14 protein-coding genes are annotated in these 14597 nt (G+C 72.9%); 3 read left to right on the top strand and 11 right to left on the bottom strand.

What is annotated here, in order from left to right:
- Window positions 1-2: 2 nt before the first annotated feature.
- The 8 genes from IEZ11_RS07960 to IEZ11_RS07925 form a co-directional block, all read right to left on the bottom strand.
- The gene (locus IEZ11_RS07960; RefSeq protein ID WP_189261904.1) at window positions 3-179 is read right to left on the bottom strand and encodes a hypothetical protein; all 177 of its coding nucleotides are present in this window, start codon (window positions 177-179) and stop codon (window positions 3-5) included.
- Window positions 180-200: 21 nt separating this feature from the next.
- Window positions 201-914 carry a CIS tube protein gene (locus tag IEZ11_RS07955; protein ID WP_189261903.1) on the bottom strand — a complete coding sequence of 238 codons (714 nt, stop codon included), beginning with the start codon at window positions 912-914 and terminating at the stop codon, window positions 201-203.
- Entirely contained in the window at window positions 914-1447 is a 534-nt protein-coding gene (locus IEZ11_RS07950; RefSeq protein ID WP_189261902.1) for a phage tail protein, read from the bottom strand. Before IEZ11_RS07950 ends, IEZ11_RS07955 begins: the two co-directional genes overlap by 1 nt.
- Window positions 1448-1449: 2 nt before the next feature.
- Complete coding sequence (locus IEZ11_RS07945) at window positions 1450-3558, bottom strand: phage tail sheath protein (protein WP_189261901.1); 2109 nt, start codon at window positions 3556-3558, stop codon at window positions 1450-1452.
- Between the two features lie 5 nt (window positions 3559-3563).
- The gene (locus IEZ11_RS07940; RefSeq protein WP_189261900.1) at window positions 3564-4019 is read right to left on the bottom strand and encodes a phage tail protein; all 456 of its coding nucleotides are present in this window, start codon (window positions 4017-4019) and stop codon (window positions 3564-3566) included.
- 50 nt (window positions 4020-4069) lie between these two features.
- Entirely contained in the window at window positions 4070-5959 is a 1890-nt protein-coding gene (locus tag IEZ11_RS07935; protein ID WP_189261899.1) for a phage tail sheath subtilisin-like domain-containing protein, read from the bottom strand.
- An 85-nt stretch (window positions 5960-6044) separates the two neighbouring features.
- Window positions 6045-6887 (bottom strand): hypothetical protein, encoded by an 843-nt coding sequence (locus IEZ11_RS07930; protein ID WP_189261898.1) that lies wholly within the window; start codon window positions 6885-6887, stop codon window positions 6045-6047.
- Window positions 6887-7462: a Pvc16 family protein gene (locus IEZ11_RS07925; protein WP_189261897.1), complete on the bottom strand. Its 576-nt coding sequence runs from the start codon at window positions 7460-7462 to the stop codon at window positions 6887-6889. Before IEZ11_RS07925 ends, IEZ11_RS07930 begins: the two co-directional genes overlap by 1 nt.
- 229 nt (window positions 7463-7691) lie before the next feature.
- On the opposite strand from IEZ11_RS07925, the gene IEZ11_RS07920 reads away from it, so the two are divergent.
- Both IEZ11_RS07920 and IEZ11_RS07915 read left to right on the top strand, forming a co-directional pair.
- Window positions 7692-8291, top strand: a complete 600-nt coding sequence (locus IEZ11_RS07920) for an isochorismatase family protein (protein WP_189261896.1) — start codon at window positions 7692-7694, stop codon at window positions 8289-8291.
- A gap of 10 nt (window positions 8292-8301) precedes the next feature.
- Window positions 8302-9213: a GlxA family transcriptional regulator gene (locus tag IEZ11_RS07915; protein ID WP_189261895.1), complete on the top strand. Its 912-nt coding sequence runs from the start codon at window positions 8302-8304 to the stop codon at window positions 9211-9213.
- Between the two features lie 45 nt (window positions 9214-9258).
- Here IEZ11_RS07915 and IEZ11_RS50625 read toward each other — a convergent pair whose 3' ends face one another.
- From IEZ11_RS50625 to IEZ11_RS07900, 3 genes are all read right to left on the bottom strand, one after another.
- Entirely contained in the window at window positions 9259-11151 is a 1893-nt protein-coding gene (locus IEZ11_RS50625; RefSeq protein ID WP_229712869.1) for an eCIS core domain-containing protein, read from the bottom strand.
- 325 nt (window positions 11152-11476) lie between these two features.
- Window positions 11477-11692, bottom strand: a complete 216-nt coding sequence (locus IEZ11_RS07905) for a DUF4177 domain-containing protein (protein WP_189261894.1) — start codon at window positions 11690-11692, stop codon at window positions 11477-11479.
- Between the two features lie 107 nt (window positions 11693-11799).
- On the bottom strand, window positions 11800-12135 hold the full coding sequence (locus IEZ11_RS07900) for a DUF1203 domain-containing protein (RefSeq protein WP_189261893.1): 336 nt from the start codon (window positions 12133-12135) through the stop codon (window positions 11800-11802).
- Window positions 12136-12451: 316 nt separating this feature from the next.
- Between IEZ11_RS07900 and IEZ11_RS07895 the strand changes: the two genes are divergently transcribed.
- Window positions 12452-14590, top strand: a complete 2139-nt coding sequence (locus IEZ11_RS07895; RefSeq protein WP_189261892.1) for an ATP-binding SpoIIE family protein phosphatase — start codon at window positions 12452-12454, stop codon at window positions 14588-14590.
- Window positions 14591-14597 lie beyond the last annotated feature (7 nt).

Genomic DNA, 14597 nt, shown 5'->3' with positions numbered 1-14597 from the left:
GCTCAGTCCGCCAGCAGCCGCTGTTCGCGGGCCAGGGTCTCGCGCTGCCAGCGGCGCAGCTGTTCGCCCAGGTCGGCGGCCGGTCGGCGCGCCGGGCTCGTGTCCTCGGCGGGGTGCGTGTCCGGTCCCGCCGGGGTGTCCGGTTCGAGGATCTCCAGCTCGTTGATGTCGATGCGCACGGGTGGTTCGGTCCTTCCGGGTCAGGAGAGACGGGCGCTGGGGTCGAGGACGGTGCCCGGTGGCAGCAGCCTCGGGTTGTCGATGCCGTTCGCGGCGGCGATGGTCTTCCACGAGACGCCGGCGCCGGACCGTGCCGCGATCGACTGCACGGTGTCCCCGGACTGGCTGAGCGTCAGCGGTGTGGTCCCGACCGGGGCGGCGGGGGCGGCCGCCCCGGCTCCGGCTCCGGCGCCGAAGCTGACAGGCGGGGCGGACGGCGGCGGGGCCGCGCTCTGGTCGGGCGGCCGCACCTCGGTGAGGGTCATCTCCACGGTGGCCCGCAGCGGGACACCGGTGTCGGAGAAGAAGTCGATGGTCTGGCCGAGGCTCTGCACCACGCCCTCGAACAGGAACGAGCCCCAGGCGAACCGCATCCCGCGCCGTGCCGGGGCGCTGGGGTTGGAGGTGTCCGGCTTGGTGAACCGGACGATCTGCTCGGTCTTGGCCTGGACGGTGGTGTTCTCCGCGCTGGTGTCGAAGAGGAGTTCGACGCTGAGCGTGGTCGACTGGCCGGTCTGCTGGGACGCGAACTTGCTCAAGGCGCCCGACCTGGTGGCCGCGTCGGCGCCGGTGACGCCCGTCGGGCTGTAGGTGAGCCGCAGGCTCTTCGGGTCGAAGTCGACGACGAGGTGGACGCCCGGGTCGACCTGGGTGTGCTTGACCAGGTCCCATTCGGTGATGGTCGCCGTGCCCATCAGAGGGACCCCCCGCCCAGTGAGGCCGTGGCCGGGGTGCCGGGCGCGGCGGAGGGGGTGGTGTCGTCGGGCAGCGCGATGTCCAGGTGCTCGTAGACGAGCCCGAGTTCCTCGACGGCGATCAGTCCGTCGCGGGCGTGCAGGGCCGGTGCGCGCATCCGTACCGGCAGACAGTGGGTCAGGGTGAACCGCAGCGTGGGGGTGCCGTCGGCCGCGCGCAGGGTGATCGTGCCGTGTGCCGTGCGGATGTTGCCGGGCCGGGTCCCCCGGGTGAACCACTGCCAGAGCTGGAGATTGTCGGTCATGCCGCGGCGCAGGGTGAGCTGTCCGTGGGTGACGGGTCCGACCAGGTGGACCTGGCCGTCGTTCTTGCCGCCGACCTCGACGGTCCTGGGCTGCATGGTCATCTCCAGGCCCTCGCACTCGGCGAAGGCCGCGTCGCACAGCGGGCCGGTGAAACCGGGGGTGGCGGTGTCCAGGTCGAGGGTCACGTCGAAGCGGAACGCGGTGAAGGGTGGATCGTTGGCCGTCATCGTCAGCCCTCCCGTACGTCGAGCAGGCCCTCGCCGGAGCGGACCAGGCTGACGGTGATGAACTCGACCGGACTGGTCGGGGCGACCTGGAGGGTGATGATCACGGTGCCGTCGTCGCCCTCGGCGGTGGCCACCCGGTAGTCCTCGAACGCGCCCTGGGCGGCCAGCGCGGCGAGCACCCGCTCGAACCGCGCCCGCACCAGCTGCCGGAACCGGTCGTTGTCGGTCTCGAAGGTGTAGCGGGCGCCCTCGGCCAGAGCGGTTCTGCGCAGCAGGATCAGCAGCCGTCGTACGGAGAGCTGGAGCAGCGCCGGGTCGGCGGACAGGGTGTGCGCGCTGAGTGCGGTGATGGTGCCGGGGCGCTGGCGCAGCAGGTTGGCATGCGCGTCGAACAGCTTGGCGGTGTCGGTGCCGGTCAGGGCCGGGACGAGCTGTACAGGACCGCGCAGCGGCAGGTTCGCGGGGGCGATCCAGGCCCCGCGGTCCCGTTCGCGGGCGGCGATCGTGCCGGCCACCGTGCCGTCGGGCGGTACGGTGCGCAGCGGTGCCGTGGAGCGGGGGTCGTTCTCCAGGACCCGCAGCCACGGGTGCCAGTAGGCGGCGTAGCTCAGCGGCGACGTGCCGGAGGTGCCGGCGTCGGACAACGGCCCGCGTGTGGTGAGCCGTTGCTGCCAGCCGAGTACCAGGTCGGCGTCATAGTGCGCCGGGACGCCGAGCAGCGCCACCAGGTCGCCGCGGGCCGCGCACATCGTCACCAGCGCGCTCTGCACGTCGAGCAGTGCGGCCTCGTCGTAACCGGCCGGGTCGTCGAGGACGGGCGGGCCGGCAGCGGTGTCCGGGTCCGCGGGCGCCGGGGACCAGCCGAGGTGGGTGGCGTCGGGTACGGCCACCAGGGCGACCTCGTCGACGTCCAGCAGGGCATGGACGCCGGCGAGCCGGCCGGAGGGCCGGGCCGGGCCGGTCAGTTGGGCCGCGTCCTCGGTCAGGGTGTACACGGTCGCCGTGGCCAGCGCCGGGTCGGTGAAGGACCGTACGGGAAAGGTGCCGAGGTCGTCGGTGCCGTCGACGTCGGGGTCGGCGGGCTCGGTGACGGCGCCGGGCGGGCTCATGCCGACCGGGACCACGAGGCCGGTCGTCACGGCCGACAGGGATTCGGGGTCCGCGCGCAGCACCGTCGACCGGCCGCTGACGGGCGCCTGGTCGTCGGCGGGTTGCAGGACGTCCGTCCACACCGGCCGGACCGTCGGGACCGGGCGGACGACCGCCGAACCGGCCGGGGATGCGGCCGCGTTGAAGGCGAGGTCGGTCTGCCGGTCGAGCAACCGTGAACCGTCGGGCCCGAGTTGCCGGATCACCAGGTCCATACGCAGCAACTCGGCGGAGACGACAGGGAGTTCGGCGGGGAGTGCGGCCAGCGCGCCCGGGTCGGGACGGTCCTCGGCCGCCGGGTCCGAGCCGGCGGTGTACGGCATCTCGATGTCCATGGCGACCGCGGCGGTGCCCGGCAGCTGCCCCCGCACCCGGGTGTACAGGGCGGGGTGGTCCGGGCCGAAGGTGAACCGCAGCAGGTCGCCCGGCTGGACCGGGACCGGCGCGCCGGTCGCGGGCAGGAACTGTCCCGGGGCCGTCGGGGTGGACCGCCGGTAGCTGCCCGTGAGGGCCAGCGGCCGGGACAGCAGCTGGGTGGCGAGCTGGATGCCCGCGGACCAGGCGCCCGGCCAGGCCGCCTCGACGACGGCCCCCGTCACGGTGCCGTCCGGCTGCCAGATCCGCAGGCCCGGCACCGTCCACCGGGCCGGCCGGGCGCCCGGCCCGGCCACCCGCACCACGTGGCAGCGCCGCCCGCCGTTGTCGAAGAACGCCCTGACCGCCCCGGCCAGGCGCGCGTACACCGGTACGCCGGCGTCGGTGGCCAGCACCAGTTCGCCTCCGAAGACGGCGGTGAACTGGTTGACGTCCTCGACCGCGACCGGCAGGTCGAGCGGGCCTAGCGGGGCGAATCCCACGAAGGCCGCGACGTCCAGCCGTAACGGCAGGTCGGCCGCGGGCGGTGCGGCGGCGACGTCGACGCCCGGCAGGCGTCCGGAGAACGTGAGGGTCGAGGCGGCCATGGGGGCTACTCCACGCTCATGTCTTCGACGGACAGGACGAGTTCCTCGATCGCGACCTCGGAGCCCGCCTTGGCGTTGAGCGACGGCGCGGTGTAGCGCAGCGGCCGTGCGTTCAGCAGGGTCCAGGTCATCACGGGGCCGTTGTGCGCCTCGTCCTGCAGGGAGACGTGCACGGTGCGCAGCGCGGACTGGTCGCCGGAGCGGATCGCGGCCACCCACTGGAACAGGTCCAGCGCGCCGATCAGCCCGCGTTTGAAGGTCACGTCGCCGATCTTGTAGACGCCGTTCACCTTGATGGGATGGTTGACCGGTGAGTTCCCGGCGCGGTAGTCCGCCGAGGTCACCTCGATGTTCATGCCGCTGACCTCCTGGAAGCCGCCGCGCACCGTGCTCGCGTCGCCGGTCGCGAAGTCCACCAGGAAGTTGAAGCCGCCGTAGGGGTTGTCACGTTGGGTTGCCATTGCCGCTCCTCATCGGTTGGCCGCTGTCCGGCCGTGGGTGTCGCCGTCTCTCAGGCCGACTGGGTGGCCGTCGACTGGCTGATCCGGAAGACGACGAACTCGGCGGGCTTGGCCGCCGCGACGCCGACGACGCAGATCAGCCGGCCGTTGTCGAGGTCGTCGGCGGTCATCGTGGAGGCGTCGCAGCGCACGAAGTACGCCTGCTCGGGCTTGGCGCCCAGCAGGGCGCCGCTCTTCCACTCGTTGAACAGGAACCCCTCGACCGTGTGCCGTACGGCGTCCCACAGGGCGGGCCCGTTGACCTCGAAGACGACCCACTGGGTGCCCTGGTCGATCGACTTCTCCAGGAAGTTGAAGTACCGGCGAATGCTGAGGTACTTCCACTCCGGGTCGTCGGAGATGGTGCGGGCGCCCCATACGAGGAACCCGGGACCGGGGAAGAAGCGCAGGCAGTTGACGCCCTGCGGGTTGAGCAGCTCCTGCTGGGACTTGTTGAGCCGGGTCTCGAGGTCGAGCGCGGAGCGGACGACCTCGTTGGCCGGTGCCTTGATCACACCGCGGGCACTGTCGCTGCGCGCCCAGATCCCGGCCAGGTAGGCGGCGGGCGGGACGTCGACCCGGCTCCCGTCGACGGGGCTGCTGACGGTGATCCACGGGTAGTACAGCGCGGCGTGCGTCGAGGAGCGCTGGTTGCGGTAGTCCAGCGCCTCGTCGGGCAGGAAGCCCGGCGGCGTGTCCAGCGCGGCCACCCGGTAGATCATCCGCTCGCTGTGGTTGATCACCGCGTTGGCGATCGCGCGGGCCTTGCCCTGGGCGGCGGTCGTGCGGTCCCAGCCGGTGGAGGAGCCGGGCGCGGCGACGATGGAGACGTCGTCGACCGACTCGAAGGCGAGCAGCCCGTTGAAGGGCAGCGCGGTGGCGTTGTCCTGGTAGTCGGCGAAGCCGGTCGGGTCGCCCTCGTACTCGGTGACGTCGGGGGCGTTGCCGTCGCTGCCGCCGGTGAGGGTGACGACGCGCTGCCGCAGTTGCAGCGGGGTCGTCGCCACGGGGCTGGTCTCCAGGATGGTGGCGTCGAAGAGCGCCGCGGCGATCACCCGGGGCAGGTCGTCGGCGGACACCTGGCCCAGCCCCGCCACGCCCTCCACGGCGACCGGAACGCTGAGCGCGGCGCGGCGGGTGGGCGGGTTCGCCGTGAGGACGGTGGTGATGCCGGTGCCGACGGCGCGGGGGTCGAACCCGAACTCGCCGACCGCCTGGGGCGGGCCGAAGGCGGGCAGGCCCTGGGCGTCGACGGTCGGGTGCTGCACCTCGACCAGGGCGGTGAGCGGGTAGACACCGCCGGCCTCGTCCAGCGCCAGCGCGAACGCGCCGCCGGTGAGGGTCCAGGCCCCCGTGGTGGGGTCCCGGCGGACGGTGAACACGCCCTTGTCGTCGGACGCGGTCCTGGTCGCCCAGACGGTGTCGAACTCCCGGACCCGGGTGAGGTCCCCGCCGGCGGTGAGCGCGTTGGTGCCGGAGCGGAGGGTGAGGGTGACGCGCAGGTTCCCGGCCTGTCCGGGGAAGCGCGCCCGCAGGCTGAGCCGGGGGGCGTCGGTGTCGCGGGGCACCGAGCCGAGACCGTGGTCGTCCTCGGGGGCGCCCGCGGCGGTCCGGGCGAAGGTGCGCATCACGTACAGGCTGCTGCCGCCCTCGTCAAAGAAGCCCTTGACGCCGAGCGCGAGGTAGTTGGGGAAGCGGCCGGCGTCCTCGAACTCCAGGTCCACCGCGTCGCCGTAGAGGCGGGTGAAGTCGGCGTAGGAGGTGAGCAGTTCGGGCCGGCCGCTGGTGGGGCCGGAGCGGGTGGGCCCGATGAAGGCCGCCGTGCTGGTGCTGACTCCCTGGATGGTCCGGGGGCCAGCGACCTCTTCGACATAGACACCGGGTGCTAGGTATTGGGGCATCGTCGGGTCGCCTCCGCGGCTCGTTCGACTGGGCTGGGGCTGGGCTTGGTTGGTTCGGGCCGGGGCTCGGTAGTCGAGCCGGGGTTCACGAGGGCACCACCGTGAGGGGCAGTACCAGGGCGGTGCCGAAGGTGAGCGTCTCGGTGACGGTCGGCTGGGGTCCGCCGCCGAGGTCGATCCGCGCGGGCGCCTGCCCGAGGATCGAGTCCAGGTACGGCGGGTCCTGCGCGGCCGAGTCCACGGGCCGGCGCAGGGCGCCGGGCTGGCAGCGGACCGCGACGGTGACCTGCCAGGTGAGGGCGGCGAGGCCCGCGGGTCCGGGTGCGGGGTCCGTAGAGCCGGGTGCGGGGTCCGCCGCCGATCCGCCCGGCAGTTCGGGCAGCGCCTCGGGGTAGGGAAGGCAGAGCAGAAAGCGGCCGTCGGCGTCGCTCACGGTGGCGTGGCGGCCGGCGTCGGTCGACACCTCCACCACCCCCCACCCGAGGGGTCCCCCGTCCGGGTCGCCGTGGAGTTCGCCCCGCACGACCGCCCAGCCGGTCGGCGCCTGCCGCCCCGGGGCCGGATACAGCGGTACGGCGACCGGCGTTCCGGCCGGCACCTCGGCGAGGACCGTCGTCGGCAGATACCGGCGGGCGCGGTCGGTCACCCGGACCACGAACGGCTCGGGAGCCGCCGGGGCCGGCCAGTTCAGCGGCTCGCCGTCGGTGGATCGGGCCCGCTGGTGGGCGCGCCGGCCCGGCACGCTGCCGAAGCCCAGCAGGTCCGAGAACGGTGAGGGGGTGGCGCGGACCGTCGTCGCCGGGTCGTTCTCGGGCCAGGCGACGGCGCTCAGGCCGTCCCGGGCGAACGGGGCACCGGCCGCGTCGAAGCAGCGCACCGCCAGCGGCGCCCGGTATCCGATCCGCTCGCGTTCTCCGGGGACGCCCATCAGCCGGCCGCCGTTCCCACGGCCAGCTCGCGCACCTGGACGGGCGCGCCCTGCGGCACGGTGAGGTCGGACTCGACGCGGACGACCCGGGCGAGGTAGGGCACCGACAGCTGGAGGCTGCCCGGGAGCACCTGCCAGAGCTGGAAGACGTCGTTGTCGCTCATGTCCATGGGCACCAGCTCGACGGTCTCCTCGGGCCGGAACACCCCCGGTACGGCGGCGTTGAGGAAGCCCGACGACAGCACCGGGGTGTCGGCGATGGTACGCATCGCCCAGCCGAGCAGGTCGTGCTCGGTGGACGCGTCCTGTCCCCAGGCCGTGAGCAGGAACGAGATCCGCACCGGCAGCGGGCGACGGTGGTCGGGGGCCGCCGGTGGCAGGGTGCGCTGTACCTGGTCGACGTTGACCTGGTAGACGAAGACCGAGACGCCCTGGGCCATCGGGGTGGAGAAGTCCTTGCCCTGGTACACGTCGAACTGCGGCTCGATCCCGCCGAGCAGCGCCGGCTGCCACGCCTGCCGAAACAGCCGGGCAACGGCCTCGGCCACCGATCCGATCGACTGGTAGTTCGCCACCGCGTCGTCCCTCCGTTCTCTCGTTCCAGGGACGATGGCAGGGCCCCCGTGACCGTGCCGTCACGAGCGCGTCACCGCCGACCGGGCGTCGTGCCGCGAGGGCGGCCTACCGGTCCCGCCGGGCGCGTCGAGGAGGGGATTTCACGGCCCCGGCCGTGACCGGATCGGTCCGGGCCCGGACCCGATGAGGCCTGTCACCGGCTCGGTCCGGCCGGGCAGGCTTGGAGGCATGACCCGAGCACTGATCGTCATCGATGTCCAGGAATCCTTCCGCGCCCGCCCGCTGTGGGAGACCATCTCCGACCCGAAGATCGCCGACCAGGTGGACCGGCTGGTCCGGCTCGCCCGCCGGGCCGGGGACCTGGTGGTGTGGGTGCTGCACTCCGAGCCCGGCAGCGGCGATGTCTTCGACCCCGCCCTCGGACAGGTCCGGCTGATGGAGGAGTTGCAGCGCCTTGACACCGAACCGCTGCTCCACAAGACCTCGCACAACGCCTTCACCACCACCAACCTGCAGCAGCTCCTCACCGAGCGCGGCATCCACGAGCTCACCGTCTGCGGCATCCGCACCGAGCAGTGCGTGGAGACCACCACCCGGGTCGCGAGCGACTTCGGCTATCAGGTCACCTTCGTCGTCGACGCCACCGCGACCAACCCCATCCCGCACCGGGCCGCACCCGCCGACCGGAGCGTGGCGGAACTGCTGTCGGACCCCCGGACCCTGAGCGCCGAGGAGATCATCAGGCGCACGGAGTACGCCCTTGCCGGACGCTTCGCCACCATCGCCACGGTCGGCGAACTGGAGGCCGCGGCCGGGAGTCGGGCATGATGACCGGATCGTGAGCCACATCGTCTTCCTTCTGGTGCCCGGACTCCATCTGCTGGACCTGGCAGGCCCCGCGCAGGTCTTCTCCACGGCCGCCGACTTCGGGCACCCCTACACGCTCGACTACGTCGCGGAGCAGCCGGTGGTCCCCACCGCCCAGGGCCTGCCGCTGGTGGCCCGGCTCGACTGGCCCGAGCTGGGCCCCGAGGACCTGATCGTGGTGCCGGGCTGGCGGGCGCTCACGCTGGCCGGCGGTCCCGCCATCGGCTCGGCCGCCCTGCGGTCGCTCCGGGACCACCACGCCGGGGGCGGGACCGTCGCCAGCGTCTGCGCCGGAGCGGAGGCGCTCGGCCGGGCCGGGCTGCTCGACGGCCGCCGCTGCACCACCCACCACGATGTGCAGGACGAGCTCGCGCGCCGCTACCCGAGGGCGACGGTCGTCCGCGATGTTCTGCACACCGCCGACGACCGGGTGGTCACCTCGGCCGGCATCGCCAGCGGCATCGACCTGGCCCTGCACCTGGTCGCCACCCGGCACGGCCCCGCCGTCGCCGCGCAGGTGGCCCGGGACATGGTCGTCTACGCGCGGCGCAACGGGCATGAACCGCAGGCCAGCGCGATGCTCAGGTACCGGTCCCACCTCGACGACACCGTGCACCACGCCCAGGACCTGCTGGACGCCCGCTTCGACCAGCCGCTGCCCCTGGCCGCCCTGGCCGCGACCGTGGGCGTGAGCGAACGTACGCTCACCCGTCTGTTCACCCGCGCCACCGGCGGCCTCACCCCGCTGCGCTATCAGCAGACTCTCCGGCTGGAACGCGCCGAGCACCTCATCAGCCACGGCGCCACGGTCGATGCCGCGGCCCGCGCCGTCGGCTTCGAGGACGCCCGCATGCTGCGCCGCCTGCGGGCCCGCGAGCACTGAGCCGGGGGCGGCGCGGGCCCGCGAGGGCGTAGCGGGTTCCCGGGGTCAGGGACGGCCCAGGAGGGCGCGCAGCCGGGAGAGCTGGCGACCGCGGATCACGGGTTCGATCACTTGACGCAGCCTGGACTGGTGGGCGGGACCGCCGGCCCGGTAGAGCCGTACGACGGCGTCGATGTCGTCGTTGCTGATCGCTCCGGAGAGCAGGCGCTCCGTCATCCGAACCTTCTCGTCGAGCGGCATGTCGCGAAGGGCTCCCTCGGGCTGGCGCGCGATCCATTCCCTGGCGCGCGTGTCGCCGTTCACGGCCAGCTGTCCCGGCAGCTCCGACCAGGCCAACTGCCCGATCTCCGCGGCGAAGTCGTCCTCTCCCCAGCGGTTCTCGCTCCATTTGTCGACGACCGGTACGAGTTGTTCGGCCGCGAACGGCCCGCTCGGGACCTTGTGTGTGCGCAGGGCCGTCTGGATGTCCGCCTTCGACGCCTCGACGGCCTCGCGGGCGATGCGCACCCCGTCGCCCTCCGTCGCCGGCGAGGGGGGCACCATGCCGGGAATCGGCTGTCGTCCGGCCAGGGCGCCGAAGGCTCCCTGGATGTCCGGCGCACGTGCCTCGAAGGACTTCTGGACCATGTTCTGGACGTGGTTGAGGTTGTCGTCGCCGAACGCGAGCCAGCGGTCGCCCCGCTGGTTGTGGACCGCGACGCCGAACTCGTTGTCGAGGTCGTGCCAGACCTTGCTCTTGACGCTGCCCAGCCCCGGCACCGTGCTGTGCACCTCGTGCTCCCGGTCCGGGCGCAGATGGCCCGAGGCGAACGCGTCGGTGAGGAAGTGGTCCGCGGCCGCGTTCATCGCCCAAGCAGCGCTCGCCTGGCCGGTGGCGGCGAGGGTGAGGGCGGCCTTGTGCCCTTCCCGCCAGGTGCCGATGTTGTTGTGGCCGCCGCCGACGTTGGAGAAGTGCGAGACGTTGTGGGCGGCCAGGGTCAGGTAACGGCCACCGGTCACGGCCTCGATCTTCCCGGTGGAGGCGGTCTCGAACTCCCCGGTGGCCGCGCGCGAGTGCAGGATCGGGATGAGGTCGTAGATCTCCACCAGCGACGCGCTGTTGATCCGCTGCATCGTCCCGGCCACCGAGGTGGCCAGGGTCTGCGGGTCGATGTCGGCGTACATGTCCCCGGACAGCGCCAGGATCTCGCCGTAGGTCAGGCCCTGGGTGATGGCACGGCGCTGGTCCGGCGAGCCGTTGTTGTAGCGGGCGATCCAGTCCGGCGGCCAGCCGACGGTCGGCGTCGCGTGCTGCGGCAGGTCGCGGGTGTGGGCGTCGAGCAGGAGGTATCCGGCGGGACCGCCGGCGGACGTGTCGCCGAGCTGGACGTGCTCGAAGCTGTCGAACCGCTGGACGTGTCCGGCCGTGGCCGGGTCCCGGCGTACCGGCGGGTGGGTGCGGCCGCTGCCGGTGACGCTGCGGGCCACGGCGTTCGCCTCGCGTTCCGCGGCCGCCGGGCCGGGACCGGAGCGCGCCGGGGCGGTCCCGGGTCCCTGCTGCACGACGTGCGTCAGTTCGTGAGCCAGCAGGTACCGGCCGACGGGTGTCGAGGGGGCGTACTGCCCGGCGCCGAAGACGATGTCGGCGCCGACCGTGTAGGCGCGCGCTCCGAGCGAGCGGGCGGCCTCGCCGGCCTCGGTTCCCGTGTGGACGCGTACCGCCCCGAGGTCCGTGGCGAGCCGCGCCTCCATCTCGCTCCGTACCCCGGCGTCGAGGGGCTCACCGCCCGAGTCCAGCGGGCGGGCGGCCGTGCGGCCGGGCCCGCGCGCCCAGATCGGTACGCGCGTCAGGGAGGCCGCGGAGCCCGTGGTCCCGGTGTGGCCTTCGCCGGACTCCGGCGTCGGCGTCGTTCGGCGGAGATCGTGGCGACCGCCTCGCCCGCGTGCGAGTTCGCTCATACCCGGCCATGGTCCTCGGCCCGCGTCACCGTACCGTCAACGGCCGCGGGCGGTACGGGGACCACCCGATGTCGATCTTGAATGTGCTGGTCGTGTTGCGGAGGTCCGCCCGAGATCGGTCTGCACCCACTGGGCGTGCGGGCCGGTGAGGCGGCGAGGGCGGCTCACGCCTGACGAAGTGGTGCGCAGAATCTTGCATTGTTTCATCGAGATATTGCAGAGCAATATGCACCCGTCGTGCCCCTACGACACGGACGCGGAGCGCCGAACGCCCCCGGACCTCGGCAGGTCGGGGGCGTTCGGTTTGCTGTCGGCAGGGCTCCGGTCAGCCGCGCGGCCGCTCGAAGGTGAGGAGCAGGCCCTCCACGGCGCCGGGACCTATCCGGCCCTTGACGTCGGCGGACGTGATCGCCTTGAGGAACCAGCCGTCCTCGGCGTGCTTGTTGAGAACCTTCTCCAGCTTGTCGCTGTCCAGCGCGTCGCCGATCAGCGACTCCCGGAAGGTGACGACCTTGTATTCGTAGGCGTAGGCACTGCTCATAACCGCGGGGTCCTCCTGCCGGCAGAGCCGGGTCGGGATGGAATTGGCCAGGGCCAGACAATCATCCCGGGGCACGGTGGCGCACCGTCGGCCTCCGTTTTGCTCCTTCAGGGGCGGTCGACGCGGAAGTGGTAGCAGCCGTACTCGACGGCGCGCACGTGCACTTGGGCGGTCCGGGGGTCGGCGAAGGCCTCGGCCAGCGCGTGCGCGAAGGCCGTCTGGGCGTCGCCGGGAAGCTCCAGCATGCGACCGCCCGTGAGGTGCCCGGGATCGGCGTCGGTCTGTGCCGCCCAACGGCGCAGCGGGGCGTAGGAGATCAGGGCGATCCGCTCACCTGCGGTACTGGAGCGCAGGCAGCAGCGCAGGGGCGCGCCGCCCGTGTCGTCCGGGTACGGCCGTGGCCGATTCCCGGCGTCGTCACGGACGCGGAGTTCGTCGAGCACCTCGGCGGGACAGGGCTTCTCCCGGCCCCGCCCCTCTCCCCCGTCAGCTCGGCAGGCCCGGGGGCCGCCGCCGGGTCTGCCTCGCGCAGCAGGTCGACGAGGGGCAGGCGGAACGGACGGGCGTACACCCGCGGTGCGGGTCGGAGGCCGCCGATGCCACTAACGGTTTGTGTTCTTTTGCTCACTTTTATCACTTCGGTGAGCAGGGTATCTGTGCTACTCATGAGATGTGCGGTCGAGGGTCCTCGGCGTTCGACCGCATGGACTCGGGAAGATCTGCCGGTACGCGCCGGAGTCAGCGAGCTGTGTGAGCTGCATGGACCCCACGCCCTCCTCCGTTTCGCCGTTCGACTCGGTCAGCGGCGCCCTCGGGGACTACATCCCGAAGGGCGGAACCCCGTCGGCGGCCGCGGGTACCGCCGCTTCGACGGAGGAGGCCGAGGGCGGGGAGCAGATCCTCGGGGTGGTCAGTCTCGACCGGGATCTGCGGATCAGCGGCTCCAATCTGGACGCCGCTCCGTTCGCGGGGGTGACCGCCGCGCCGGGAGCCGCCTTCGCCGACCTGCTGCCGCCCGGGGATGTGCCGATGGTGGTGAAGCGGCTGCGGAGGGTCCTGGAGACGGGAGAGGCGCACGTCGCCCGGGTGCAGCGGCTTCGACGGGACAACGCGACCGAGATGGTGGTCTCGATGAGCATCCTGCCGGCCGCACCACCGCAGCACGGGCTGACCGTCTCCCTGATCGCCATGGCCAAGCGGCTGCACCTGTACGCCTCCGCCACCGCGATCGGGACGTCCCTGGACATCGGGGAGACCGCGCAGTCGCTGGCCCAGTCCCTGCTGGCCTGGGGGGAGGTGGCCGCCGTCAACCTGGACTACGCCGTATGGACGGGCGAGGCGGTCACCGACCAGGCGCAGGAGCGGATCCGGCTGCGTCGGGCGGCCCTGGTACCGGACCGGGCCTGGCCCGAGGGGTACCTGACCCCCGGGGACAACCTTCCGCGCGAGGCGAGCCGACTGCTGGCCGGTGCGGTCATGCGCGACGACGTTCCACAGGCCGTCGTCCTCCGCGACCGCGCGGCGATCGAGCGGGTGCTCGACGATCCGCAGCTGATGCGCGCCCTGGTGCCCGGCGAGCGACCGGTGAGTGTCGCCTGCATACCGCTGGTCGTGGAGGGACCCGGAGGCATGCCGAGGCCCATCGTGCTGGGCGTGACGGAGGTCTGGCGGCGGCCGGACGACCTCTTCCGCGACAGCGAGCTCATGGATCTGCAGGAGCTCGTGGCCAAGACCGCCCGGCACGTGGACCTGGCCCGCCAGCACCAGCGTGAGCACGCCCAGGTCCTGGCGCTGCAGCGGCGGCTGCTGCCGCGGGCCGGCAGCGACACCATCGAGGTCGCCAGTGTCTACGAGCCCACCACCCCGGACAGTGCGGGCGTGGGCGGTGACTGGGTGAACAGCTTTCCGCTGCCGGGTGACCGTACCGCGCTGGTGGTCGGTGACGTCGTGGGGCACGGCCTGGGGGCCGCCGCGGCCATGGGCCAGCTGAGCATGGAGGCTCGGGCGCTGCTGTCGGCGGGGCTGGGTCCCGGGGAGGTGCTGGAGCGGCTGGACGAGACGGTCACGCTCCTGGACGACACGGACGCGGGGCTGGCCGCCGGGTACAGCGCGCTGGGTTCGACGTGCTGCATCGCGGTCTACGATCCGGTCGACCACCGGGTGTCGATCTCCAACGCCGGCCACCTGCCCCCGGTCCTCGTCCATCCCGACGGGTCCGCCGAGACCGTCGCGGCCCAGCCGCACCCGGCGCTGGGCGCCGAGTTCGTCGTACGGGAGCCGTTCGACGTGCACGAGTTCGCCGCGCCGCCCGGCTCACTGCTGGTCCTCTACACCGACGGCCTGGTGGAGGATCCCGCGGTCTCGATCGACCTGGGCATCAGCCGGCTGACGGACGTGGTGCGCGAGGTGCACCCCTGGGACGATCTGCAACAGGCCGCGCGTCGCGTGGTCGCCAGGCTGGCCCCCAAGGAGCCCCTGCGCGACGACGTCACCCTGCTGCTCGCGCGGATGGCCGGCCGCCGCGGCCGGGACACCGCCACCTGGCGGCTGCCCGCCCGTGCCGACACCGCGGCGCGGGCCCGTGCGCTGGCCGCTCCGCTGCTGCGCAGTTGGCACACCGGCGAGCAGGCCCGGGACAGCATGCTGCTGGTGGTCAGCGAACTGGTCACCAACGCCGTCCGGTTCGGCACCGGGCCGGTCACGGTACGGCTGGTGCACGCCGGGAGCCGGATGACCTGCGAGGTCGGCGACACCGGCAACGGCCGGCCGCGGCCGCACCACGGTGACCCGCTCGACGACACCGGGCGGGGTCTGCGCGTCGTCCACAAGCTGACCACGCGCTGGGGGGTTCGGTGGACCGACACCGGCAAGGCCGTCTGGGCGGAGCTGGAGGCGTAGCGCCGGT

The sequence above is a fragment of the Streptomyces fuscichromogenes genome, from assembly GCF_014645815.1.
Classification (GTDB): domain Bacteria; phylum Actinomycetota; class Actinomycetes; order Streptomycetales; family Streptomycetaceae; genus Streptomyces; species Streptomyces fuscichromogenes.
Note: the sequence above shows the minus strand (reverse complement) of the source record. Positions and strands in the feature narration are given on the sequence as shown.

Excerpts from the sequence above, each read along its gene's own strand:
- IEZ11_RS07935 (WP_189261899.1), bottom strand. The coding sequence starts at position 5,959 with ATGCCCCAATACCTAGCACCCGGTGTCTATGTCGAAGAGGTCGCTGGC.
- IEZ11_RS07955 (WP_189261903.1), bottom strand. The coding sequence starts at position 914 with ATGGGCACGGCGACCATCACCGAATGGGACCTGGTCAAGCACACCCAG.
- IEZ11_RS07930 (WP_189261898.1), bottom strand. The coding sequence starts at position 6,887 with ATGGGCGTCCCCGGAGAACGCGAGCGGATCGGATACCGGGCGCCGCTG.
- IEZ11_RS07940 (WP_189261900.1), bottom strand. The coding sequence starts at position 4,019 with ATGGCAACCCAACGTGACAACCCCTACGGCGGCTTCAACTTCCTGGTG.
- IEZ11_RS50625 (WP_229712869.1), bottom strand. The coding sequence starts at position 11,151 with ATGAGCGAACTCGCACGCGGGCGAGGCGGTCGCCACGATCTCCGCCGA.
- IEZ11_RS07920 (WP_189261896.1), top strand. The coding sequence starts at position 7,692 with ATGACCCGAGCACTGATCGTCATCGATGTCCAGGAATCCTTCCGCGCC.
- IEZ11_RS07905 (WP_189261894.1), bottom strand. The coding sequence starts at position 11,692 with ATGAGCAGTGCCTACGCCTACGAATACAAGGTCGTCACCTTCCGGGAG.
- IEZ11_RS07945 (WP_189261901.1), bottom strand. The coding sequence starts at position 3,558 with ATGGCCGCCTCGACCCTCACGTTCTCCGGACGCCTGCCGGGCGTCGAC.
- IEZ11_RS07950 (WP_189261902.1), bottom strand. The coding sequence starts at position 1,447 with ATGACGGCCAACGATCCACCCTTCACCGCGTTCCGCTTCGACGTGACC.
- IEZ11_RS07895 (WP_189261892.1), top strand. The coding sequence starts at position 12,452 with ATGGACCCCACGCCCTCCTCCGTTTCGCCGTTCGACTCGGTCAGCGGC.